The organism is Streptomyces sp. PTY087I2 (genome assembly GCF_001687325.1).
GTDB lineage: Bacteria > Actinomycetota > Actinomycetes > Streptomycetales > Streptomycetaceae > Streptomyces.
This window is the reverse complement of sequence record NZ_LZRD01000014.1, coordinates 39861-66086: the sequence shown is the minus strand read 5'-3', so window position 1 is coordinate 66086 and position 26226 is coordinate 39861. Positions and strand designations below refer to the sequence as shown.

At 72.6% G+C, this 26226-nt stretch carries 8 protein-coding genes; 1 reads left to right on the top strand and 7 read right to left on the bottom strand.

Annotated features, from left to right (window positions below):
- Positions 1-29: 29 nt before the first annotated feature.
- The 5 genes from A3Q37_RS17120 to A3Q37_RS17100 all read right to left on the bottom strand — a co-directional run bounded on the left by A3Q37_RS17120 (position 30) and on the right by A3Q37_RS17100 (position 18573).
- Positions 30-7418 carry a beta-ketoacyl synthase N-terminal-like domain-containing protein gene (locus tag A3Q37_RS17120; protein WP_065485309.1) on the bottom strand — a complete coding sequence of 2463 codons (7389 nt, stop codon included), beginning with the start codon at positions 7416-7418 and terminating at the stop codon, positions 30-32.
- Positions 7419-7519: 101 nt separating this feature from the next.
- A complete protein-coding gene (locus A3Q37_RS17115; RefSeq protein ID WP_065485307.1) occupies positions 7520-14041 on the bottom strand; it encodes a type I polyketide synthase in 6522 nt (2173 codons plus the stop codon).
- 290 nt (positions 14042-14331) lie between these two features.
- On the bottom strand, positions 14332-14601 hold the full coding sequence (locus A3Q37_RS17110; protein ID WP_065485305.1) for an acyl carrier protein: 270 nt from the start codon (positions 14599-14601) through the stop codon (positions 14332-14334).
- 319 nt (positions 14602-14920) lie between these two features.
- Positions 14921-16846 carry a BTAD domain-containing putative transcriptional regulator gene (locus tag A3Q37_RS17105; RefSeq protein WP_079137838.1) on the bottom strand — a complete coding sequence of 642 codons (1926 nt, stop codon included), beginning with the start codon at positions 16844-16846 and terminating at the stop codon, positions 14921-14923.
- A gap of 176 nt (positions 16847-17022) precedes the next feature.
- Entirely contained in the window at positions 17023-18573 is a 1551-nt protein-coding gene (locus tag A3Q37_RS17100) for an MFS transporter (protein ID WP_079137837.1), read from the bottom strand.
- A gap of 243 nt (positions 18574-18816) precedes the next feature.
- On the opposite strand from A3Q37_RS17100, the gene A3Q37_RS17095 reads away from it, so the two are divergent.
- Complete coding sequence (locus tag A3Q37_RS17095) at positions 18817-19527, top strand: TetR/AcrR family transcriptional regulator (protein ID WP_065485301.1); 711 nt, start codon at positions 18817-18819, stop codon at positions 19525-19527.
- 78 nt (positions 19528-19605) lie between these two features.
- Here A3Q37_RS17095 and A3Q37_RS17090 read toward each other — a convergent pair whose 3' ends face one another.
- Both A3Q37_RS17090 and A3Q37_RS17085 read right to left on the bottom strand, forming a co-directional pair.
- Positions 19606-24768 carry a type I polyketide synthase gene (locus tag A3Q37_RS17090; RefSeq protein ID WP_065485300.1) on the bottom strand — a complete coding sequence of 1721 codons (5163 nt, stop codon included), beginning with the start codon at positions 24766-24768 and terminating at the stop codon, positions 19606-19608.
- A 113-nt stretch (positions 24769-24881) separates the two neighbouring features.
- Positions 24882-26192, bottom strand: coding sequence for a phenylacetate--CoA ligase family protein (locus A3Q37_RS17085; RefSeq protein ID WP_065485298.1), 1311 nt, complete (start codon positions 26190-26192; stop codon positions 24882-24884).
- Positions 26193-26226: the final 34 nt, after the last annotated feature.

The following is a 26226-nucleotide window of genomic DNA, read 5'->3' as shown; positions in this document are numbered from 1 at the left end:
GGCCGGATCAGGGAGCGCTGGTCGGGCCGTCAGGCGTCGGCGGAACGGACCTCGATGGCCACATCGGTGAGTTCGTAGATGCGCAGGCCCGGCTTCGACAGGTCCGCGTCGGCGATGACGAGCAGCCGGCCGTCCTCGCGGCGGATCTCCTTGATGTGCACGTCGAACCGGAGTTCCCGGTCGTCGCGGAGAATCTGGCCGCGGTACTTCCAGGCCGTCTCGACCCCGGTGGCCATCGCGAAGCGGGGCCGCTCGATGCCCTCGGCGAGCTTCTCCTCCAGCACGAAGAGCCGCATCGCCTGGAGGATCGCCTCGACGCCGAGCGATCCGGGCATCACCGGGTCACGGTGGAAGTGGCAGTCGAAGTACCACTCGTCCGGCCGGATCATGCGGTGACCGTGCAGATAGCCCTGGCCGTGCCGGCCGCCGTCGGCGACCAGGTCGACCCGGTCCACCAGGGCGAACCGGCCCCCGGCCAGGTGCAGATGGCCGCCGGTGGGGTCGGTGTAGGCGGGTGCGTCGGCGCCGAGCTCGATGCGGCGGACGCGGTCGGCGGACGGCTTCTGAGCCTCGATCCAGGGGGCGACGTACTTCCCGGCGTCCAGGCCCACCTGATTGGCCAGGGCGGCGTCGCTGAAGTAGCCGAAGAGCGACTCCCCGACGTAGAACACCTCGCCGTCCGCGGAGAGTTCGTAACTGAAGTTCTGGAGCACCGCGCCGGAGACCGCGCTCGTCATGAGGAGCTTGGAGTGGTGGCGGATGGTCTTGCCGCGCAGATCGACGTCCTTGACCAGGGTCGCCCGGCCGTCGAGGTTACGGATCGCGTACTGCTCCTCGGGCGACTCCAGTGTTGCGCCGAGGTAGTAGCCGAGGAAGATCGCGGCCTGGAGCGAGCTCTCCATGTAGACCGCGTTCGGCATGTGCGGGTGGGCGTTCTCCTCGTAGTACCAGGCGTCCTCCGGGGAGTCGTACTCGGTGACCATCTCCGAGCCGGGGCTGCGCAGATCGCCGCGGGTGCCCTTGAGGGACATCACCCGGTCGACGAACTGGAAGTCGCCGTTCGGGATGTACGGGGCACGGCTGTCGCGGTAGACCTCGAACTCCGGGCCCATCGCGACGTCCAGCAGCCCCTTGGCCGCGTGGGCCAGGTGCATCTCGTTGATCATCGCGGCCTCGCCGTCGCGGTTGCGGCGGCCGAGGAACTGCGGGACGCCGCCGATCTCGGGACGGTAGGGCGTGCCCTCCTTCTCCCGGACCTGGAGACCGAGCCCCTTCATCCGGATGACCGGCAGGTCGCCCAGGTAGATGAGCACGTCGGCGATGACCGTGGCCCGGGGCAGGAGCGTGAGCTCCATGACCTCGACCTCGTACCGGATCTCCTGGTGCGCCTGGGTGATCTGGCCGCGTACCTGCACCTCGATCGGTACGTCGGTGACGCACTGGAACCGCGCGTCCGGCAGCGTGAGGTGCATGCCCTGGTGCATCAGGTAGATCTGGAGCAGCTGCACCGCACCCTCGGCCACCAGCGAGCCGGCGAGCACATGGTCGTCCGGGAAGTGGCAGGTGAAGTACCAGGCGTCCGGCTCCAGGCGTTTGACGGCGCTGAGGGTGCCGAGGCCGCGCGGGCCGCCCTTGCGGTCGATGACCACCTCGTCGATCATCCGCAGCTTGGCGTCGGGCAGCCGGATCGCCGGATTGACGCCCGCGTCCTGGGCGTGGTCCGGGCCGAATACGTCGCCGGGGCGGCCCTGGGACAGAACCTCCAGGTCCTCGGGGGTGAGGTGGTTCTTGTCGGTGTACGCGAGAGGCTTGAAGTAGCCCTTGGGCAGGGCCGCGCGGGCCGCCTTCTCCTTGTCGGTCATCACGACGCCGAGCGGGGTGGCGAGTTCTTCCTTGCTGAAGAACCCGGCGCAGGCGTCGTGCAGTTCGAGGATCAGCTCACCGTCGGCGTAGCACCGGTAGCTGAAGAAGAAGAGCGTCGTGTCGCCCTGGTGCACGAAGCGGTCGATGGAGATGTCGTACCGCAGGGTCTGGCCGGTCCGGGGCAGGTTCCCGCGGAAGATCAGGGTGCTGTCCAGGAGGCGGTAGACCCGCTCGCCCTTGTTGCGGAAGTCGATGCCCAGATAGCTGACGAGCAGCAGGTCGCACTGGCCCGCCTCGACGGTGACGGCCGGCGGCACACCGCCGTCCACGGCGTACCAGGCGTCCTCGGGAACGTCGTACTCGGTGGTGATCGTGGCGGGCTTGAACTCGCCGGTGACGCCGTCGAGCGCGGTGACGCGGGAGACGAAGTGGTAAGGCGGGGCGGGCAGCCTGACCCGCTTGTCGTACCCGTCGACGACGCCGAACTCGGGCCCGAAGACCTTGGCCACGGAACCGACCGCGAACTCCAGCAGATCGGCCTCGTCCCAGATCACGCCCTCCTTGACCTCGCGCTGCCCGGCCGCGGGCTCCGGAGGGCCGGCGGGGGCAGGGGCGGGGGCGGCCGGGGGCAGCGCGGCCGTGGGAGCCGCCGCGGGGAGGGGCGCCGGAAGGACCGGCGACGGGGCCGGGACAGCGGGGGCCGTGGCGTCGCCGTCCAGCAGCGACTCGATCCGGGAGAGCGTCGCGCCCTGGAGGATGCGCTGAGTCTCCATCACGACGGAGTGCGTGGCGACCATCTGCCGGCGGATGTCCCGCACCAGGTCGGCGGCGGGAGCGGGCGAACCGTCGGCCCCGGTGGCCGGGGCGGCCGGCGCGGCCGCCTCGGGGCGTGCCGGGACGGGCGAGGGAGGCGGGGCGTCGGCCCCGCCGGGGGCCGACGGGGCGGTGCCCTCGTGCGGTGCGGGCGCCCAGGGGAGGAAGGAGATCGGGTCGCCGTCGAAGGTGATGACCTCCGCGTCGGCGAGAGTCGGATCGGCAGGCATGGCGGAGTCCTCCGGCGGTACGGACGGTACGGGGGCGGACGGGGCGGTGGGGCGGGGCGTGCCGGGACCCGCGGTGGCCCGGCCGTCGGGGTCTCCCCCCGTGGCAGCGGTGCCGGGGGCCGCCGGGCCGGAGCCCGGAGCGGCGGCGGGTGAGGCGGACGCCGCCGAGGCGGCGAGCGCGGCGGCGGGGACGGCTGGGACGGCGTCCGCGGCCGCACCCGCGGACGCCGTCGCGGCGATGCTCCGGGCCACGCGTGCCGGGACCGGGTCACCGCCGCCCACACGGAAGCGATGGGCTCGGGCGTTCTGCGTGGCGGTCGACGGCGATTCCAGCAGCGCCGACAGGTCCAGGTGCAGGCCGTTGCCGATCAGCCGGGCCACGAGCCGGGCGACCGACCTGGCGGTGGAGACGCCGCGCCGGTCCACGGGAACCGCGGCGTGCGGGGCGTCCCCCAGCGTGTCGTGGATCCAGCGCGAGCAGGTCGCGCCGGGTCCGACCTCGATGAAGTAGCGGAACCCCCGGTCGTGAGCGTCGCGTACCAGCCGGGCGAAGTCGATCGTCGACCGCAGGGTCCAGGCGATACGACGGGCGATCTCCTCCCGCTCCAGGACCGGCAGAGCCTCGTAGTCGTACGCGCTGAACAGCTCCAGGTCGCCGAACGAGCCCGTGGGGTAGTCGTTCAGCCCCGCGAGACCGTCCAGTTCGGCGTCCACGACCGGGCAGTGCATGACGACGTTGACAGGCGAGCGCGCCGCGGGGCAGCCGAGCTCCTTCACGAGCGCGCGGCACTGGTCCGGGTCGCCCGCGACGACCAGTTCGGCCGGGGTGTTGATGTGGGTGAGGTGGACCCGGTCGTAGCGGGGCAGTACCGCACGCACCGAGTCGGCGTCGGTGAGCAGCACATGGCTGGCCCACAACGACGCGTCGGGGACGGAGTCCGGCAGCTTCCACAGCTCGCGCACGGTGCGGCGGGGCCCGCACAGCCGGTCCTTGAAGATCGGCGTGTCGCTGATCAGGTCGTCGCGGCGGCCGCCGGTCTGCCAGCCGCCGGTCGCGAAGAGCATGCTCGACTCGCCGAGGCTGTAGCCGAACGCGCCGTGCGGCCGGACGCCGAGCACCTCGCGCACCAGATCCGTGTACAGGATGGCGAAGTTGGTGCCGGTGGCGAGCATGAAGGGCACGTCCTCGCCGAGACCGGCCTCCAGCCCCATCAGCTCGCGGCGGCCCAGGGCGACCTGGCTGCGGGGGTAGAGCGAGGTGGCGCGCAGCTGGCGCTCGGGCTGCGTCGCATCCTCCTCGAACCGGTCCAGCAGGCCGGGGAAGGCGCGGAAGAAGTCCTGGCCCAGCCCCGGGTAGGAGTTGAACGCACCCGGGTAGACCAGGGCGACCTTGCCGTCGGGGCCGATGGGCCGTGCCGTGAAGTAGCTGCCTGCCGGGGTGGCCCATTCGCCGCCGTCGGCGTGCACACCGGCGAGATCGCGTGCGGCGAGTCTGAGCTGGGCCAGCAGTTCGTCACGGTCCTGGCCGACGAGTACCACCCGCAGCCCGCCGTCCGTCAGCTCGCGGGCGGCCTGCCGGGCGAGCGCGTACGGGTCGGTCTCGGCCACCAGCTCCGTATGCCGTTCGACCGCGCCGAGCAGCGCCTCGAGCGAGTTCGCCGACAGCGGCAGTACGACGGGCCCGCCGGCCCGCCGCCAGTCGGCCGGGACGACCCGGCCACGCGTGGCGTCGGCGGAGAGCACGAGGTGCCCGTGCGCACCGGATGCGCCGAGGAAGTCGACGGCGGCGTACCTGCGCGCCCCCTTGTTCCGGCGCAGCCATGGCTGCGACTCCGTGGGGACGAACAGCGCGGACGCGCCGAAGGGCTCGGCGAGTTCGGCGGCGGGACGGGTCCAGCCGCTGGTGCCGGGGAGATACCCGTGGTGCAGGCACAGGACGGCCCGGATGAGCCCGGCCATGGTGGCCGCGCACCCGGCGTCGCCGATGACGGCCTTGGCGCTGCCGAGGGCCACTCCGTCGCCGCCGGCCGGATAGACGCTGGCCAGGGCGGCGATCTCGGCCCGGTCCTGGGCGCCGGTGCCGCCCGCGTGCGCCTCCAGATAGCCGATGTCGCCCGCGGTGACGCCCGCGGCGGCGAGGGCCTCCTGGGCCGCCGCCGCGAGCGTCGCCGCGTCAGCTTCCGGCACCACGCCGTCCACCGGGGCGGCATGGCGGATGGCGACCGCGTCGAGCCGGGCGTAGGCGGGACGTTCCCGCTCGTCCGGCCGGGTGACGACGACCGCGCCCGCGCCCTCGCCGATGCGCCGGCCGCGGGAGCCTTCGCCGAAGGTCAGCCCGGCCTCGCCCACCACGTCCGGGCGGAGCAGCAGGTTCTCCGCCGAGCCCGCCAGGTCGACCGCTCCGACGAGGACCGCCTCGATGCTGGGGTCGAGCAGCAGCAGCCGGGCGACCTCCAGGGCCTCGGCGGTACCCGAGCCGTCGGAGGAGACGGTGAAGGAGGGGCCGGTGAGGTTCCAGAGGGAGGAGATACGGCTGGCCATGATGTTGCCGATGAAGCTCAGCACCTCGTTGGCGACGATGGGGTCCACGACCGCGTCCCGGCCGGCCGCGCTCATGGCGGCGAGCTGTTCCTCGTCCACCGCGACCCCGGCCCGGGCGAACTCCTCGCGGACGAAGGCGCCCAGATTGCGGCGGGTGAGCCGCAGGTGGGTCATCGGCTCGATCTCCATCCCGATCACCACCGCGATGCGCCGGGGGTCGGGCGCGCTCCGCCCCTCAGCCGTGGCACGGCTGAACCCCGCGTCCCGCAGGGCCTCGTCGGCGACCTTCGTGACCAGGGCGTGCTGGAGGTTGTACGTGCGCAGGTCGGCCGGGGGGATCTTGAGGTCGACGGGGTCGATGCCGAGGCCGTCGACGAACGCGCCGTTCGGCACCATGCCGGGGGAGACTCCGGTGGCAGCCTCCAGCGAACCCCCGCGCGTCTGGTCCAGGCCGCGCCAGCGGCGCTCGGGCAGTGGGACGAGGGCGCCGGCCCCTTGGTGAACCGCCTCCTCGAAGGCGTCGAGGGAGTCGAGCGGGCCGAAGTGCGCGCCGAGGCCCACGATGTCGAGCGCGGGCACATCGGCCGGGGCCGGGTCCTCGGGTGCCGCGGCGGCGGTGTCCGCCGCCGAGAGCACCACGTGGGCGTTGGTCCCGCCGAAGCCGAACGCGGACACCGCACCCCGGCGGGGGCCCTCGCCCTCGGGCCAGGCGCGGCCGGTGCGGACGAGGGACTCCTCGCCGACCCGTCCGTCCTTCGAGGTGACGGGACTGCTCACACCGATGGTCGGCGGGATGTGGCCGTTGCCCATGGACAGCACGACCTTGAGAAGGCTGCTGAGCCCCGCCACGGTGAGCAGATGGCCGATGTTGCCCTTCACCGAGCCGATCAGCGGCACACTGCCCGCTCCGCCGAAGAACTCGGCGACGGAGTCCACCTCGGTGGCGTCCCCGATGGGGGTTCCGGTCGCGTGGCACTCCAGGTAGTCCACGGTGGCCGGGTCGACACCGGCGGCGGCGTAGGCCTGCTCGTACGACTGGAGCTGTCCGCCTCCCTGCGGGACGAGCAGATGGCGGCCACTGCCGTCGTTCGTCAGCCCGATGCCGTCCACGACGGCGTGGACGCGGTCCCCGTCGCGTACCGCGTCGGACAGCCGCTTCACCGCGACCATCCCGGCGCCCTGGCCGGTGAGGATGCCTCCGGACCGGCTGTCGAAGGGCTGGCTGAAGCCGTCGCGGGGGTAGGCCTGGAGGTCGGAGAACGACAGATGGATCAGGGTGGGGTCGGGCGCGCAGACGCCGCCGGCCAGCACCAGATCGGCCTGGCCGGCGGCGAGATGGTCGCATGCCAGCTTGAGCGCGTACAGCGCGGAGGAGCAGGCGGCATCCAAGGCGTAGCGGGGGCCGCCCAGTCCGAGCGCGCTCGCGGCGACCGAGGCCGGTGAGCCGCTCACCCGGAGGTTCTCGGGGTGCAGCCGGGACGGGTCGATCCGCCGGCTCTCGTCGGCGAGCGCGCCGAGCGCCGGGTACCCGGCCTGGCGCAGGCCCTCGAGGACCGATTCCTGGACCAGGGGGACGCTGACGTCCGCGGAGGCCGGGGTGGGGAAGGAGTAGTTGCCCAGGATCAGACCGGTGCGGTCCAGGACGCCGGGGCGGTCCAGCTGCCCGCTGTCGCGCAGCGCCTCCCGGGCCACGTGCAGGGACCAGTGGAAGATCCGGTCGAGCCCGGAGAGGCGGTCGGGGTCGAGGAGGTAGCCCTCCGGGTCGAAGGCGAATTCGGTGACGAAGCCGCCGCGCGTGCAGTAGACGGAGTGCTGTGGATCCGCGTCCCTGGCGTCGAGGCCGGGACCGAAGATCTGCTCGCCCCCTTCACCGCGGTTGTCCGTCCCGGTGCGGAGGTTCTGCCAGAACTCGGCAGGGGATTCCGCCCCTGGGAACAGGCAGGAGAGGCCAACGATGGCGTACTTGCTCATGAGAGCTTTACGGTCCCTTCTGAGGGGCGGGGCCGGCCCGGACGGCGCGGGAGGCGCCGTCCGGGCCGACCCGATCGCTTGCGTCGGGTACGAAGGGGGAATCAGCCGCTGATGAACTTGGCCGCCAACTGCGGTGCGGAGACCACGGACACGTCCTCGAGCCGGGTGATCACCTCTCCGCCCGGGGTGCACGCGGTGATGGTGAGCGAGGCGCCGGTGCCCCGGGGGGCGGAGCCGGGCTCGACCACGACCAGGAAGGGCTCACCGTCGGGCAGCGCGCGGTGCAGATCCGCGCGGCCCACGGACAGGGGCAGGCCGGCGGTGCCGCGGAAGATCCGGACCCAGACCAGGCCCGCCTGGAGCAGCAGGTCCGCCGTGCCGGGCGCGAACCGGCTGCCCGCGAACGCCCCTCCCGCCGTGCGGTGTTCGGTCAGCTCGCACTCCAGCACCAGTCGCTGGGTGCTCTCGTCCTCGGCGAGGACCCGGCGCACTCCGCGCAGCGAGGGTCCGTGGAAGAGGGTGCCGTCGCCGTAGAGGGCGTCGGCGGGCCGGCCGCCGCCGGGCGCCGGCAGGGCGCCGGGGGAGACCGGGGCGAGCGTGGCCCGGAAGTCGAGCACCGCTCCGTAGTGCGGACGGACGGCGCCCCGGCCGTCCACGGACCGGACGGCTCCGCGCACCACGTCGTCGTCGACGGCCAGTTCGAGGTCGACCGCCTCGGGCTGGGAGCCGTCGAAGACGATGCCCTTGTGCACGGAGAAGTCCCTCACCTGGCGGATCTCGGCGCCGTGCACCCGCTCCGCCGCGCCGATCATCCAGCCGAGGGCGACGACGGCCGGGAGCACCGGCGCGTCACCGATGACGTGGTCGGCGATGATCGGCTCGTTCTCCAGAGCGGCCAGCGGCCGCTCCACGCGGGTGACGGCGGCGACGGTCCGTTCGGGGGCCGAGAGGGGGGACGTCGGGCCGAGGACCGTGACCACGTCACCGGCCCGGTCGGGGGCGAACTGCTCGGCGAACAGCCGGGCGCCGGTGTCCAGCGGGATCAGGGTGATGCCCCGTTCCCGGAAGACCGCCTTGACCTCCGGGGACACCATGCCGCTGTCCCAGGCGCCCCAGTTGATGGAGGTGACGTGGGCCGAGGGGTGGCGCTGCTTCCAGGAGGAGGCCCAGGCGTTGAGCACCTCGTTGGCCATGGCGTAGTCCGACTGCCCCCGGTTGCCGAAGAACCCGGCGACCGAGGAGAACAGCACGAGGTGGCGCAGGGCGTCGGCGTTCAGCGCGGCGGTCACCGCGCGCAGCCCGGCGAGCTTGGGGGCGAAGACCCGCTCGACCTCGGACGCCTTCTTGTTGGCGATCAGCTGGTCGGCGAGGACTCCCGCGCCGTGCACCAGTCCGGTGACGCGGTCCTTGTGCGGGGCGAGCGCGGCGGCGGTGGCCGCGGCGTCCGTGATGTCCACGGCCAGGTACTCCACCCGGCTGCCCGCGGCGCTCACCTCGGCGAGGGTGGCGCGGATCTCCCGGGCGCCGACGACGTCCCGGTAGAGCTGCTCGACCCGCTTGGGGGTCGGCTTCTCGCCCGTGGCCTTCAGCTGGGAGGCCGCGGCGGCCTTGAGCGCCGCGGCGTCCACCCCCTGGGCCCAGGCCGGTTCGTCCTCCAGCGGAGTGCGGCCCAGGAGCAGCAGGCCCGGCTGATACCGCCGGGCCAGCTCGATGACGCACGCGGCGGTGATGCCGCGTCCGCCGCCGGTCACGACAAGGAGGTCGTCACCGCTCAGGACGGGTGCGGTCGCCGGGTCCGAGGCGGTCAGCGGCTCTTCGGCGAGCGTCAGGCCGATGCGCCGGCTGCCGTCGAGGCCGACCTGGACCGTCTCGGTGACGGCGTCGCTCAGCTCCGGGAGCAGGAGGTCGGCTCCGGCCTCCGGGCTGAGGGCCGGGGCGAGGTCGACCGCCCGGCAGAACAGCTCGGGGGCCTCGACGGCCAGGGTCTTGACGAGTCCGCCGGGGCCGCCGGCGGGGACCAGGTCCTCGGAGACGCCGCCGAGCCCGAAGGCGCCGTCGAGCCGGGTGACCGTGACGAAGGCGGCGCGGCCGGAGGCGGCGGCGGCCGTCAGCGGTGCGACGGCGTGCTTGGCGACCAGCAGCGTGTGCGTGAGCCGCCGGACTCCGTCGTACCAGTCGCCCTCACGGGCGGCGGTCAGGTCGAGGACGACGCTGACCCGGTCGGCGAGGATGCTCTCCATCCGCTCGGCCAGTTCGGTCACGCCCCAGCCGGACAGCGCGTGGTCCTTGACCCCGGTGATGCGCTGGGCGACTCCGGGCAGCCGCAGGACGTGCACATGGCGTCCGGACTCGATGAGGCGCTGGACGAGCGGCGGCGCGAGCTCGGAGCCGTCGTCGACGACGAGCGCACCCGAACCCTCGGCGAAGCAGCCGACCAGCTGGTCGGGGGTGGGCAGCGCGACGAGCGCGGCCTGGGCCCGGCCTGTCCCGCCACCGGCCGGGGCGGCGTCCTGGCCGACCGGTGCGGGAGCGGCGGTGTCCGTCGCGGGGCTGTCGGCCGGGGCGGTCGGGGCTGCTCCGCTGGTGAACTCGATGATTTGTCGGAGGGTGCGGAGTTCTGCGAGTTGTTCGGGTCCTGCGGTGATGGCTCCGGCGAAGCGTTCTTGGAGGATGCCCATGATTTCGACGCGTTTGATGGAGTCGATGCCGAGGTCGGCTTCGATGTCCATGTCGAGTTCGAGCATGTCGGCGGGGTAGCCGGTTTTGAGTGCGACAACGTCGAGGAGTGCGGTTTGTACGGTTGTGGCGTCGAGTCCTGTGGGTGTGGGTGTGGGTGTGGGCGTGGGGGTTGCGGTTGGTGTGGGGGTGGTGGTGCTGGTGAATTCGACGATTTGTCGGAGGGTGCGGAGTTCTGCGAGTTGTTCGGGTCCTGCGGTGATGGCTCCGGCGAAGCGTTCTTGGAGGATGCCCATGATTTCGACGCGTTTGATGGAGTCGATGCCGAGGTCGGCTTCGATGTCCATGTCGAGTTCGAGCATGTCGGCGGGGTAGCCGGTCTTGAGCGCGACAACGTCGAGGAGCGCGGTCTGTACGGTCGCGGCGTCGAGTCCCGCGGGTGCGGGCGCCGCCGGGGGAGCGACGGGCTCCGGCGTGGGAGCCGCCGGGGCCGTCGGCAGCGGCTGTGGCTGTGGCACGGCGGCCGGGGCCGGGGCCGGGGCGATCTGCGCGGGGGCCGAGACCTGCGGGGCGGGCTGGGGCGACGGGGTCCGCAGGGCCTGCGGCGCGGCCGTACCGGTCGCCGCTGCGGGCGCGACGCCGAACTCCAGGCCGGCCAGGTCACGCAGGATCTCGTTGGCCCGCAGATGGCTGCGGCCGATGTCCAGGCCGTGCTCCTTGACGGCGTTCACACCGGCCAGCACCTGGTCGACCTGCCCCTGGACGGCGGCACGCTCCAGCAGCCCGGCCAACCGCTCCGCGCTCTGCAACTGGCCGGTGAGGTAGTCGTCGTGCAGGGCGAGGTGGTCGGCCACCAGACCGGAAAGGCGATCACTGTCCACGTGAGGTGTCTCCAAGGCAGTGGGTACGGGCGCGGGAGCGGGCAGGGCCGGGGCCGCGACCGCTGCGGGGCGGAGGGCCGTGGCGGTCGCGGTGGTCGCGGCGGGGACCGGGGCGGCCGCGGCCGTGACGGGCAGCGCCGCGGGGCGGGGAGCCGGAGTCGTGGGCCGGGCCGGTGGCGGTGTCGGGGGGAGCGCCGGAGAGACGTCCGCCGACGGCAGGGCCGGGGAGGCGATCCGGTAACCGTTGTCGATCGCATCGCGGTACGCGGCCCGCCGCTCGGGCGAGACGTAGTTGATGCCGTTCAGGAGGATGGACATGCCCTTGGCGGGTTCCGGCGTCGGCGGTGCGGCGACGTAGCGGTCGCTGGTCTCCAACGGCACGCCGAGAACGGCGAGTTGAGCGACGGCCTGCTTGAGCGCGACGTCCGCGTCGCGTCCCGGGCCGGCGTCCAGCCCCACCGCCCAGTGCTCCCGGTCGCCGAGGATGCGGCGTACCAGCTGAGTGAGGATGTTCTTGGGCCCGAACTCCACGAACACGCGGAACCCGGCGGCGTACATCTCCTCCACGCGGGCGGCGAAGTCCACCGGGTGGATGAGCTGTTCGGTCAGGACCTTGCGGTTGGCCGCGACGTCCTCGCCGTAGCCGGCCCCCTGGGTGTTGGCGAAGACGGTGCCGTTCGGACGGCCGATCTCGACGTGCTCGACGTCGGCGCGGAACGCGTCGAGCGCATGGCCGACGAACGGGGTGTGGAAGGCCGCGGAGACCGGCAGCCGGCTCGCCCGCAGGCCCGCCTCCCCCGCGGCGGCGACCAGTCGGTCGACTTCGTCCGTGGGGCCGCCGACGACGATCTGGTCGGGGGCGTTGCGGTTGCAGACGATCACATCGGTCCGGTCGGCGAGCAGCTCGGCGACCCGCTCCTCCGGGGCGGAGACCGCGGCCATCGCCCCGGCATCGAATCCGCGGTCCGGCGGCGGTGCCATGGCCCTTCCCCGGGCCCGGGCGAGCGTGAAGAAGGCGTCGTCGTCGAGCGCGCCCGAGGCCCACAGCGCGGTCAGTTCGCCGAAGCTGTGGCCGAGGAACCCCTCGGCGGTGAGCCCCAGTTCGCCCAGGTAGCGGAACTGGCCGGCGGACAGGGCCCCGATGGCCGGCTGTGCGTACGCGGTCGCCCGGAGCGCGGCCTCCTGCGCGGCCCGGACATCGGCCCCGAACAGCGGCGGCGGGAAGGCGACCCGGGACAGCGGCGTCTCGCCGGGCACCAGGACGTTGGCCCGGTCGAAGGCGGCCCGCAGCGGGGGCACCGCCAGAACGGCGGTGCTGCCGAGGTTCGTGTACTGGCTGCCCTGGCCCGCGAAGAGCGCACCGACCTTGCCGGTCCGCGCGGCGCGGCGCCGGTAGTGCAGGCCCTTGGGGTGCGACCAGGCGTCGGCGTCGCCACGGGTCCGCAGTTCGCCGAGGGCCAGCTCCCGCAGGGTGGTCAGCTCGTTCTCCGTACGGGCGACCAGCGCGATCCGGGCGTGACCCTCCGGAGCCGGCCCACCGGTCGCGGGCGCGCCCGCGGCGAGCAGTTCGGTGAGCGCCGCCGGGTCCGGCGCGTGCCACAGATGGACCGAGGCGACGGGGAAGGAGACCTTCAGGTCGTCGCCGTCGCCGTGCTCCTCCAGGACCATGTGGAAGTTGGTGCCGCCGAAGCCGAACGAGGAGATCGCGGCCCGGCGCTTGGGGCGCTCCGGGTCGCGGATCCACGGGCGGGCCTCGGTGTTGACGTAGAACGGACCGGAGGTGAAGCCGATGGTGGGGTTGGGCTCGGACACGTTGATGGTGGGAGGCAGGACCTTGTGGTGCAGCGAGAGCGCCAGCTTGATCAGGCCCGCGGCTCCGGCGGCCGCCTTGGTGTGCCCGATCTGGGACTTGACGCTGCCCACGGCCGCGTACTGCTGGTGGTCGTTGCCCTCGGAGACGACCGCGGACAGCGCGCTGAGCTCGGTGGCGTCCCCGACAGCGGTTCCGGTGCCGTGCGCCTCGAACAGCTCGACGCTGGAGGGGGAGCAGTCCGCGTCCTCGTACGCGCGTTGCAGCGCGACGATCTGGCCCTCCTTGCGGGGGGCGTAGATGGACTTGAAGCGGCCGTCGCTGGAGGTGCCCATCCCCCGCAGCACCGCGTAGATCCGGTTGCCGTCGCGCTCGGCGTCGGAGAGCCGGCGCAGTGCCAGCATCCCGATGCCCTCGCCGATCAGGGTGCCGTCAGCGTCCTTGTCGAACGGGCGGATCTGCCCGGACTTCGACAGCGCGGGCGTCTTGCTGAAGCAGAGATACATGAAGATCGTGTTCTCGGCGTCGCAGCCGCCCACCAGCATGGTGTCGGAGCGGCCTTCGAGCAGTTCGCTGACGGCGGTGCGGACCGCGCCGAGGGAACTCGCGCAGGCGGCGTCGACCGTCATGTTGATGCCGCCGAGGTCGAGCCGGTTGGCGATCCGGCCCGCCACCACGTTCCCCAGCATGCCGGGGAACGAGTTCTCCTCCCAAGGGGCGTACGCCAGACGGAACTTGGCGACAATCTCCTCGGCGTCCCGGTCGGACAGACCGCAGCTGCGGACGACCTCCTTGAGCACCGGGCTCTGGAGGCGGGCGGTCAGCGGCTGGGTGAGCTGGTTGGCGCCGGTGATGCCGAGGACGACGCCGGTGCGGGACGCGTCGTACCAGGGCTGCTCGGCGCCGGCGTCCTTGAGCAGATCGCGGGCGACCACCAGGCTCAGCAGCTGGAGGACGTCCGTCACCTCCAGGGTGTTCGGCGGCAGGCCGAACTCCAGCGGGTTGAAGGGGACGTCGGGGATGAAGCCACCGCGCTTGGAGTACGTCTTGTCCGGCACCGTGGGGTCGGGGTCGTAGTGCTCGTCCACGTCCCAGTGGCCTGCGGGCACATCGTCGATGCAGTCGGCGGCCGATACGACGTTCGCCCAGAAGTCCCGCACGTTGCTGGACTTGGGGTAGAGCGCGGAGAGGCCGACGATGGCGATGGGGTCCCGGGCGAGCCGACGGTCGAGGTCGGATTCCTGCGAAGAGTTCACGGCAAGTCTCTCTGGATCTGGGCGAACAGGGACTTCGGGGCGCGTCGCCCCGGCCGTCGGCGCGAGAGGCCGAGGGGAGGCCGGAAACGGGGCGGGGGCGGGCCCCGGCAGACGGACGGGCCGGCTGCTTGCTCATGGCGGAGCAGCGGCCGTCGGCGGGGGCGGGCCGGTTCGGTACAGGTGCGGGGCCGCTGCCGGTGGGGGCAGCCGGGCCGGTCGTGCGGTACGGGCCTCGCGCCTCGCGGGTTCTGCCCGAGATCGGGCGGGCGGCGGCCGGAGTGCCGGGCGGCCTAGGCCGCGGCGGTGTGCTTCTGGCTCTCCTCGGCGATGTGGGCGGCGAGGGCCTCGATGGTGGGGTGGTACCAGAGGGCGGTGGTGCCGAGCTCGAACCCGAGCCAGGACTCCATCTCACCGGCGATGATGAGCGCCTGGGTGCTGTCGAGGTCGAGCTCGTCGAAGTACTGATCGGCCGGGACTTCGGAAGGTGCCACGCCGACCCGCTGTGCGATCTCCTCGATCAGCCACTTCTGGGCTTCCTCGGCCGATATGTTCTTCGCCATTTCCCATCCTCTCCAAGCAGTTTATTGCCCATGGCGGGGACTTCGGTGAATTCCCCGCCGGGCGCCTCACGAGTGGAGGCTTTCGAAGGGCGGCAGGTGGAGCCCGGAACGGTGCCGACCGGGATCGTCCTGCGTTCCGTGACCCTAGGTGGGCACTCGTTCCGGAGCAACCGAACTCCGCTTGTATAAAGGCCGAGCAATGCTTTTGGTGAAGGAACTCCTCGCCGCTCGCGGTGCAATTGACTCGCTGAGCTGCGGTGAAGTGCGGCGGGGCGGGGCGATGAAAAGTGCTGTCAGCCTGCCGTAAGGCTGTCAGCGGTCATGTCAGGCTCCGTTTCCGGCGGTCTTCACCGTCGTCCCGACGGGTGGCCGATGAGCGCTCCCGGGACTGGAACGGGTACAGGTTGTTCGGTTCCCGCGTTCCCCGCCGGAGTTCGGCGACGAACTCGGAGATCGGCCTGTCCGGTGCCGCGGCGAGCCGGGCGACGGACCTGCGCAGGTCGAGCGGCAGATGGTCGCAGACCGCCGCCAGCTCTCCGGCGGCCCCGGGCTCGGCCTCCGCGCGCTCGGCGCCCAGGTGCGTCACGATGAGTTCGTGTGCCTCGTCCGCGGTCAGCGCGCCCAGGGGCAGGGAGAGCGCGCCCTCCCGAGTGGTCAGGTCGGCCAGCGGGGACCGGCTGGTGGCGATCACCGCGTTGCCCGGTGTGCCCGGCAGCAGGTGGCGGACCTGGGACGCGTCGGCGATGTCGTCCAGCACCACGACGAAGCGGCGGCCGGCCAGCAGGCTCCGGAAGAGGGCGGTCGCCTCCTCGGTGGTGTCGGGCAGCCAGTCGTCGCGTACGCCGAGGGAGCGGATGAATCCGGTCAGCACCGTGGCCGGGGTCACCGTCCGGTGCCCGGGATCGATGCTGCCCTGGAGACTGGCGTAGAGCTGCCCGTCGGGGAAGTCGTCGAGCCTTTGGTGCGCCCAGTGCACGGCCAGCGCGCTCTTGCCGATGTCCGGGGGCCCGTGCACGACCGCGATGCCCAGCGAGCCGTTCTTGTGCCGCGAGTGTTCCAGCAGGCCGTCCAGGGCGGCCAGTTGCTTTCTTCTTCCGGTGAAGGGCGCGGAATCCGGGGGGAGCTGGGCCGGCACCCCCATGGCCGGGAAGGGGCCGAAAGCGCTTGCGGCCTGCTGGGCCGGAAGGTCCGCGGTGGCGTGGTACGCCGCGTCGAGAAGCCGGAGCCCGGCGGGCGGGGTGGCGTTCGCGAGAGGGGAGGCCCGCTCGCCTCCCCCGCTCTGGCGGAGGACGGCCTGATGCGCCTGTCTGATGTCGTCGCTCGGCTCGACGCCGAGTTCTTCCTTGAGCCGTGTCCGCAGTTCGGCGAAGAGGTGGAGTGCGGCCGCCCGGCGGCCGGAAGCGGCGAGCGCCAGCATGATGTAGGCCTGGAGCGGCTCGTGCAGCGGTTCCTCGTACGAGGCGATCCTGAGGTGCTCCACGGCGAAGGCGGACCGCTTCAGCCGCAGGGCCAGATCGGCCAGTTCGATGGCCACGTCGATGTGGCGCTGGGCGACGCGCACCACCGCGGGGTGATGCCAGAGCTGGGGGATGTCGTGCAGCAGCCGGCCCTGCCAGCAGCTCAGGGCCTGTCCGTAGAGCTCGAGCGCGCCCTGTGGGTCGTTCGCCGCGGTCCGGCGGGCCAAGGCCGCACGGTCCTCGAAATGGCACAGATCCACCCGTACGCCCGCGCTGTTGAAGACGTATCCCCCGCGGACCGTGTGGATTCTCCGGTCGGTGGAGCCGTGTCCGGGGGGCGGGTCGACGATCCGGCGCAGCCGGGCCACATGGGTGTGCAGTAACTGCGGATAGGCGGGCGGGGGCTCGCCGCCCCAGAGCGCGTCCGCGATTTCCTCGTGGCTGACCATGCGGTCCGGCTGTACGGCGAGAAGGCCGAGCAGGACGCGTTGTTTGCGCGGTATCGGCACGGACCGGTCGCCGCTCAGGACCGAGAGGGGACCGAGCAGCCGGATCTCCTGGGTGCAGGGTCCGGAGGCCGGGAGGCCGGAGGTGTCCGTGCCTCCCGGGGGCTGCCAGCCGACGACTTCGGCGATACGTGTCAACGTCTCGTGCCGAGGCTTGACGTGGCCGTGCTCGATATGGCGTATGGTCCGCACGCTCACGGATGCTTTGCGTGCCACCTCGTCCTGGGTCAGACCAGCCTTTTGCCGTGCGGTGCGTAGTTCGGAACCTCGTATAGTTCTCAACTATGTCCCCACCGTAAGCCGATTGGCGAAGTCGGAAGTGAACTCGCTGTTAGGGTTCGCTCCCCGTCACTGTATTGCGCATGATTAGCGGAAGCGATCATTCCGGGGAAGGTGATGGTGCGGAATGAATGTCCAATCCGCAACTACTCTCTTGTTCCCGCGTCGGTGAATGACCATCAGGCGACAGGTTTCGGGCCCTCTGCCGTGTGCCGCGGGCTGATGTCCCGCCGGGTCTCTGCCACGTCCGACGGGACGGGTGTCCTGCGTACGAGGATCAGCACGAGGACGCCTGCCAGCACCGCCGCGACTCCGCTCACCAGGAAGGCCCGGTCGAGCCCGGCGGCGTAGGCCTGCTCGATCGCCCGCTCTCCCGCCTCCCGTGCTCCGGAGGGCAGTTCGGCGAGCAGACGTGCCGACTGGCCGCCCGTGACCAGCTCCGCGGCCGAGTCGGAGTCGGAGAACAGACCGCTGTCGGCCATGTTCCGCCCGATCGCGCCGGTCAGGATGGCGCCCACCACCGGGATACCGATGGCGAAGCCGAGCTGCCGGAAGGTGTTCGCCGCGCCGCCCGCCATGCCCGCTCGGTTCGCCGGGGCCGCGGCCAGGGCGGCCGAGGCGAGGATGGGTGACGCGATGCCGACTCCGACACCGGTCACCAGCATGCCGGGGAGCAGCGCCGTCCAGCCGGACGTAGCGGTCAGCCTCATCTCCAGCAGGGTGCCGAGACCGATCAGGAGCAGGCCGGCGCCGATCGGCCACTGCGGGGCGGCCGACGAGAGGAACCGGCCCGCCAGTCCGGCGGCCACGAAGGACATACCGCTCAGCGGCATCAGGATCAGACCTGCCTCGACCGGGCTGAGGTCGAGCACGGACTGGGCCCAGACGGAGACGAACACGAGGTTGGCGAAGGCGGCGGCGCTGAAGACCACCGCGCCCGCCATGAGCCCGCCGAACGAGGGCGACCGCAGCAGCTTCAGATCCAGCATCGGGTCCTGCCTGCCCTTCTCGACCAGGAGGAAGACGGCCAGCGCGACCGCGCTCCCGGCGAAGAGGGTGAGGGTGGTGTTCGAGCCCCAGCCGTCCTCGCCCGCGTGGATCAGGGCGAAGATCAGCAGGGTCGCGGCCGCTGTGAAGCCGACCGTGCCCGGTACGTCGATCCGGCGTCCGGCTCCGGACGGGGAGCCTTTGAGGTGCCGGTGGCCGATGATCAGCGCGAGGGCCGCGACGGGCAGATTGACGAAGAAGATCCAGCGCCAGTTGACGTGCTCGGTGAGCAGGCCGCCGAGGATCGGCCCGGCGGCGGCCGCGGCGCCGTTGACCGCGCCCCACAGGCCGAACGCGATACCGCGGTCCTTGCCCTGGTAATTGGCGGCCAGCAGGGCGGTGTTGGTGGCGAACATCGCCGCGGCGCCCAGGCCCTGCACTCCTCGGGCGACGATCAGCTGGGCGCTGCTGTCGGCGAGGCCGCAGGCGAGCGAGGCGGCGGCGAAGAGGGCCAGCCCGATCAGATAGACGCGGCGGGATCCGACGTGGTCGGAGAGGGAGCCGATGGCCATCAACAGGGCCGCGAGGACCAGGACATAGATGTCGACCACCCATTGCAGGGCCGTGAACGAGGTGTCGAGCGAGTCCGTCATCTGCGGGAGGGCGACGCTGACGATCGTCACATCGATCAACAGCATGAACGTGCCCAGGCAGACCGCCAGCAGCGGCATCCATTTGCGCATGGCGCGGTGCCTCTCAAGAAAAGGAGGAACAGGGGGGGTGGACCCACGGGCCCTTCGGGGCCGGACGTGGGGTGTGTTTTTCGGCCCGCACCGGACGGGGCGACGCCGTCGGCCTGCCCGTACGAGCCGGTGTTAGACAGTGGCTAATAGGTTAGGCTGACTCTACGCCCTGCGGGTCGCCGGGCGTCAAGGGTCTCCAGTGCCGGACTCCCTGGTAGCTCACCCAACCGCTAGGTTTCAGCCATGCCCGAATCAGCTCCACGTGTGCCCGAATCCGCTCCGCGCCGCCGGTCGCGTGCCTCGGCGGGCCTTCCGCCGATCACCGCGGACAAGATCGTCGACGCGGCGGTCGACCTGACGGCGGAGCACGGCCTCGACGGCTGGTCGATCCGGCAGATCGCGACCCGGCTCGACGTCTGGCCCGGCGTCGTCGCCCACCACGTGGGGGACCGGGAAGCGGTCGTGATGGCGGTGACGGACCGGATTGTCGGCCGGATTCCCGTCCCCGGAGCGGACGTTCCCTGGCGGGACTGGTTCCGTCAGCTCATGTTCGAGGGCCGTGCCGTCCTGAAGGAGTATCCGGGGGTCGCGCGCCGCCTGGTGGTGGTGGGCCCGAACGTGCCGTCCGCGCTGGCGACGATCGACGCCGGCATCAGGGTGCTCCAGGCGGCGGGCTTCGGGAGCCGGGCCACCGAGATCTACCGGTACCTCCTCAACAGCGCTTTCATGCTGGTGGCGGTGGAGGACGACCGGGGGAGCTTCTTCCCGAGCGCACGGGCGGACATGGGCCGCACGATGGCCGCGTTCGCGCAGGACAAGGACCGGCCGGGGCTGGCGGCCGCCGGCGAGCAGGCGCTGTCCAGGAGCAAGGACACGGCCGAGCAGGACCTGGCGTTCTTCCGCCTGACGGTGGAGCGTTCCCTGGACGGTGCGGAAGCGCTCCTCAAGGGCTGAGCCCTGGTCGCGGACCGGAAAGGACCGTGCCCCGGACGAGACGTCCGGGGCACGGTCCTTTCCGGTGGGCGCGGCGGCTCAGTGACGCCGCGTTCCGGCGGTCGACTCGTCCGGCGCGCGGGTCGCCAGCACGCCCGCCAGGAAGCCCGCGATCTCGCTCACCGTCGGGTAGTTCCACAGCAGCGTGGCCGGCAGGGCGACCCCGAGGTCACGCTCCAGCGCCACCCGTACCGCCGCTGCCAGCAGGGAATCGACGCCCGCCTCCGTCAGCGGCCGGTGTATCCCGATCGCGTCCGGCCGCAGCCCGAGGACCGCGGCCACCCGGCTGCGTACGTCGTCGAGCAGATACGCCGCCAGTTCCTCGCCCGACAGGCCCACCCAGTCCGGCACTTCGGCCGGCCGGCCCGCGTCGTCCTGTGCCAGCTCCGCCAGGAGCGCGGGCCGGGGGCCCTGGTGGTCGCGGAGCAGCCCGAGCACGGTGACCAGCGGTCCCGGGGCCCCTGCCGCGATCTGGTCGAAGGCGCGCAGCGCCCGGTCCGGGGCGATGTCGGCAGCACCGCGGGCGGCGAGTTCGACATCGGTCGCCTCCGCCGCCGTGGCCATGCCCATCCCGCGCCAGCTGGTCCACGCGATCGATACGGACTCCCGGGCGCCGCCGGACCGCCGGTGGGCGGCGAGAGCGTCCAGATAGGCGTTGGCCGCGGCGTAGGCTCCCTGACCCGGCAGGCCCAGGAGCGGGCCGGCCGAGGAGAAGAGGACGAAGAAGTCCGTGTCGCCGGGCGGGAAGAGTTCGTGCAGGACCCGGGCTCCCTCGACCTTGGGCCGCATGACCTCGCGCAGGGCGTCGGCCTCCAGCCGGTGCAGCATCGCACTGTGGACGGTGCCCGCCGCATGCACCACGCCCCGGACCGGCGGCAGTTCGAGCCGGTCCAGCGCCTGCCGGGTCGCCTCCCGGTCGGTGATGTCCACGGCGAGCGTGACCACCGTGACGCCCGCCGACTCCAGCCGCCGCACCGCGGTGACCCGGCGGTCCTCGTCGGACCAGTGGGGGCGCGGTGGCAGCGGGCTCCGGCCCAGCAGCACGATCCGGCGTGCTCCCCGCTGGGCGAGATGCTCGGCCAGTTCGAGGCCCAGCACCCCGAGTCCGCCCGTGATCAGGTAGGTGCCGTCGGCCCGGCAGCCGAACGGCTCCTCGTCCGCCGCCGGGGCCGAGGGGACCAGGCGGGGCGCCTGGACGGCGCCGTCGGCCAGGGAGAGCACCGGCTCCTGGGGGCGCAGGGGGAGCAGGTCCAGCAGCAGGGTGGCGGACTCCTCGCTGAGCGGACCCGTCGGGACGTCCACGACGCCACCCCAGAACTCGGGATGCTCACTCGCCGCGACCCGGCCCATGCCCCACAGCGGCGAGCCGCCCAGGTGGTCCACGGAGGCCGCCTCGCGCACCCCGGACGTCAGGCACCACAGGCGGGGCTTGCGGCCGGGCAGCGCCGCGACCTCGGCGACGAGCCGGGTGAACTCGACCGCGGTGGCCTCCGGATCCCGGTCCGCGGGCGCGTAGAGCACATGGTCGGCGTCCGTGAGCGCGGTCGCGTCCACGCTCACGGTGGCCCCCTGCCCCGCGCAGGCGGACACCAGGGAGCGGGCGAGCTGTTCCGTGCCCAGCACGAGCACCGTCCGGCCGGGCAGGGCGGTACGCGATCCGGCGTTCACCGGGAAGGGCTGCCACTCCAGGTCGAAGCGGCCGCTCGTGCTCCGCTCCTCGCCGGAGAGGCTGCCGTCCAGTTCGCCGTAGCGCAGTCCGCGCAGCGCGAACACCGACTCGGCGCCGTCCCGGCCCTCCGCGAGCCCGCGGATGTCCACGTGCACGGTGGTGGGACGTTCCGCGTCGAGCGTCACGGTGATGGCCGCTCTGCGGGGCGGCGGGCCGGACCGGCTCACGTGGTCGATGTGGGCGGGCATGCGCAGCACACCGGGGCCGGTGAAGACGACCGAGGCCATCGAGAGGGCGGCGTCCAGCACGGCGGCCCAGCTGCGGTCGAGTTCCGCGGTGGCCACGGCGGTCAGGACGCCCTCCCCGCGGCGCAGTTCCTCGATCCGCCACGGGTAGCCCATGTCGGCCACGCCGAGCTCGGCCAGCCGCTCGATCACATGGCCCGGGTCCACCCGCTCCGGCGCGCTCACGTCGCCTATCGGCTCGACGGCCGGCTCGCCGCCGACGTCCGCCAGCGTGTGCGTGGACCAGGCGTTGTCCGGTGCGCCCAGCTTGCGGGAGACGAGCCGCAGCCCGGTGTCGTCCAGGACGGTCTGGATCTCCCGGGTCTCCTCCTGCGGCACCACCACCGGCTGCCGCAGCCGCAGATCGCTCAGCACATCGGTCCGGCCGGCGGTCAGGAAGGTGTTCACCAGCACGGCGGCCGGGATGATCTCGGTGCCCTGGACGGGGTGGCGGCGCGGGTAGGGCCGGGTCTTCAGGTCGAGCGTCGTGTGCCAGACCCGCAACCGGGAGGCGTGCACCGCCGTCGGAGTGCCGAGCAGGGTGTCGACGGGCGACTCGGCGGTCTCCCGGGCGTCGACCCAGTGCCGTTCGTGCTGCCAGGCGGTGGCGGGCAGTTCGGCGCGCCGGCCCGTGGGGTGGAGCACCGGCCAGTCCACCGGCACACCGGAGCAGTGCAGCCGTGCCAGGGCGGTGAGCAGCGTGGCGCGCTCGGGCTTGTTGCGGCGGAGGGTCGGGACCACCAGCGCGCCCGGGGAGCCGGCCGTGGTCTCGGTGATCGAGTGGCTGACGACGGGGTGCGCGGAGATCTCCAGGAAGGTCCGGTGCCCGTCCTCGACGGCGGCTCGTACCGCGTCGGCGAACCGCACCGGGTTGCGCAGGTTCGCCGCCCAGTAGGAGGCGTCCTGCCGGCGTCCGGAACGCGGGTCGTCGACGGCGGTGAGATAGAGCGGTACGCGGGCGTCGCGCGGTTCGAGGTCGGCCACGGCCAGGACGAGATCGGCACTGATCTCCGTCATGTGAGCGCTGTGGAAGGCGACGTCGGAGTCCACCCGCCGGACGGTCCAGCCGAGGGCCGTCCACCGCTCGGCGGCCGCGTCGACGGCGGGGATGTCGCCGGCGACCACGGTCGAGGCGGGAGCGGCCGCGATGGCGGCGCACAGGGCGTCGGTGTCGCCGATGTGGTCGGACACCTCGTCGAACGGCCGGTCCACCATGACCATGGCGCCGATCCCGGCAACCTTGCGCAGCAGCGTGGAGCGGCGGCAGACGAGCCGGGCTCCTTCCGTCTCGGACAGCACACCGGCCGCCACGGCGGCGGCGATCTCCCCCACGGAGTGGCCGATGATCGCGGCGGGGGCGACGCCGTAGTGCCGCCAGACCGCGGTCAGGCCGATCTGCATGGCGAAGAGCATGGACTGGATGATGTCGACCGAGCCGAGGTCGCCGTCGGTGAGGACCTCGCGCGGAGTCAGCCCGAGCTCTTCCGCGTAGACGGGGCCGAGCCGGTCGATGGCGGCGGCGAACGCCGGTTCGTCCCGCAGGAGTTCGCGGCCCATTCCGGACCACTGCGCGCCGTGTCCGGAGAACACCCAGACCGGGGCCCGCACCGGACCGGAGGCGTCGCCGGTGACCAGGGCGGGGTGCGTCTCACCGGCGGCCAGCGCCGTCAGGGCCGCGGTGAGTTCGTCCCGGTCGCCGGTGACGACGGCCGCGCGTTCGGCGAGGTGGGCACGGCGGTGGGCGAGGGTGTGGCCGACGTCCTGGAGCGGGTGCGCACCGACGGCCCCGGCCAGCCGGGCGGCCTGTGCGGCGAGACCGGCGCGGTTGGCGGAGGAGACGGGGTGGAGGGTGAGCGGCGGCGCGGCGCCCGGCCGCCCGGCGGTGACCTCGGTGTCCTGTCCGGCGGGGCCGGAGCCGGGTGCCTCGGCCGGGGCCTGCTCCAGCACGGCGTGGGCGATCGTCCCGCCGTAGCCGTAACTGGCGACTCCGGCCAGCCGGGGCCGTCCGGTCACGGGCCAGGGAGTCGCCTCGGCCACCAGGCGCAGGCCGGAGGTGGCCCACGGGATGTCCCGGCGCGGCCCGTCGACGGAGAGGGTCGCCGGGATGACGCCGTGCTGCATGGCGAGCGCGGTCTTGATCAGCCCGGCGACTCCGGCGGCGGACTCGCAGTGGCCGATGTTGGTCTTCACGGACCCGATGAGGCACGGCCCGCGGCCCGCGGCCCGGTCGCCCACGACCTCGGCCAGCGCGGCGGCCTCGATCGGGTCGCCCACCTTGGTACCGGTGCCGTGCGCCTCGACGTAGTCGACCTCGCCGGGCGTGATGCCGGCCGCGGCGTACGCCTTGCGCAGCACATGCGCCTGTGCGGTCGCCCGGGGAGCCATGATGCCGTCGGTGCGGCCGTCCTGGTGGACCGCGCTGCCGCGGACGAGCGTGATGACGCGGTCGCCGTCACGTCGGGCGTCGCTGAGGCGCTTGAGGACGAGAACCCCGCAGCCCTCTCCGCGGCCGTAGCCGTCGGCGGCCTCGTCGAAGGCCTTGGAGCGGCCGTCCGGGGAGATGGCCCCGGCGATGTCGAGGACCGTGGTCAGGCCCGGTCCGGCCATCAGCATGACCCCGCCCGCGAGCGCCAGGGGCACCTCGCCGGCGCGCAGGGCGGCGCACGCCTGGTGCAGGGCGACCAGGGACGAGGAGCAGGCCGTGTCCACGGCGAGGCTGGGGCCACGCAGATCGAGGGTGTAGGAGATCCGGTTGGGCACCCCGCACAGCGAGGAGCCGATCCCGGTCCAGGCCTCCACACCGGGCAGATCCTCCAGCAGCCTGCGGCCGTAGTCGTCGGTGCCCACGCCGATGAAGACACCGGTGTCGGTGCCGGCGAGGCTCGTCGGAGGGATGCCGGCGTGCTCCAGGGACTCCCAGGCCACCTCCAGCGCCATCCGCTGCTGCGGGTCGAGCTGGCGGGCCTCGGTGGCGGACATACCGAAGAACGCGGCGTCGAAACCGCTGATGTCCTCCAGGAAGGCTCCGTTGGAGATCACGCGCGACAGGACGGCCGCGTTCTCCCGCGACCGTGCGCGCTGCGGGGCCCAGCGGTCCTCGGGCACCGGTCCGGACGCGTCGACCTCGTCCGTCAGCAACGTCCAGAAGTCCTGCGGGGAGTTGATGCCGCCGGGAAAGCGGCAGCCGATGCCGACGACGGCGATCGGCTCGTCGGGGGACGGCGGCAGAGAGGTCGGATCACTCACCATGGGTCACCGCTCACGGGTCGGGGAGTCGTCCGCTGCGGACGACAGGGGGACGAGGGGAGTTGGGCCGGGGCCGGTGGGGCGAACGTGGACCGGGGCCGGGTGCGGCTCGGTGATCATGCGTACATGACCGCCTTGTCCCAGTCCTCGCCCTCGCCGAAGAGATAGCGGGCCTTGAGGATGTCGCGCTGGGCGGTGAGGGCCGAGGTGGGGACCAGCGTGCCGAGCGGGAGTCCGGTGATCTCGTGCGGTACGCCGAGCTCGCGGTCGATCAGCCGGGTCAGCTCCTTGACGGCCCGTTCGCGTACGGCGTCCGGCGCCTCGAACTCGACGCGCAGCAGGCCGGGGTGGGCCATGGCCCGCCAGAACATCACGTCGTACTCGATGGGCAGGCTGAACACCAGTTCTTCCAGGCGCTGCTGAGTGACCGTGCCGGTTCCCACGGAATAGCCCGCGCCGGACCGGCCCAGTACCCGGACCGTGGGCAGGACCCAGTCGCAGGCGCAGCCGCCGTCGGTGACCTCGACGTCGTCGGCGAGGTTGTAGCGCAGCAGGGGCATGGCCTCGCGGTGGAGCGGGGTCACCACCAGCTGGCCGCGACCGGTGGCGGAGAGCGTCCCGGTCCGCGGGTCCCACACCTCGAAGACCGCGCGGTCCGCCCACAGGTGCAGGGACCCCTGAGGGCATTGGCCGGCGATGGTGCCCGTCTCGGTGGAGCCGTACTCCTCGACGATCGGGATACCGCCCCAGATCTCGCTGATCCGGCGCCGCCGCACCTCGGTGAGCGGTTCGGCGGCGGTGAACATCGCCCGCAGGGCGGGGAAGTCCTTCTCGGGGCGGAGCCCGGCCGCCTTCGCGGTGGCGGCGAGCATCATGATCTCGGTGGGGTTGCACCAGGTGAGGGAGACGTCCAGGTCGCGCATCACCCGGATCATCCGGGGGAGCGGCGTGGTCAGTGAACGGGCGTCGCCCGGCACGATGGTGGCTCCGCGCAGCCGTCCGGCGGCCTGGGCGAGGTGGGCGGTGATGACCAGGCCGTAGGGGGTGCGGACGAGGAAGGTGTCCGCAGGGGTGATGCCGACCCACTTGCGGGCGTAGCGCTCGGCCAGATCGGCCCAGTCCTCGTCGGTGTAGTACGAGGCTGTCGGCTCGCCCGACGTACCACTGGACTCGTGGTAGGTGGCGAGCTTCTCGCGGTCGACGGCGAGCATCCCGAACGGGTAGTGATCACGCAGGTCCTGTTTGGTGGTCAGCTCGATCCCGGCGAAGTCCGCCGCCTCGGCCGGCGCCGCGCGGCCCGCGTAGCGGGAGGTGTAGAAGGGCGAACGCATCGCCTGCGCGAGCACCCTGGGCAGCTCGGCCTCTTGAAGCTTCGCGAGTTCGGCGGGGCTGGACCAGTCGCCCGGTTCCGGACGCGGCAACGGCATCGGATCTCCCTCGTCTGTGCCCTGGGCCGCGAGC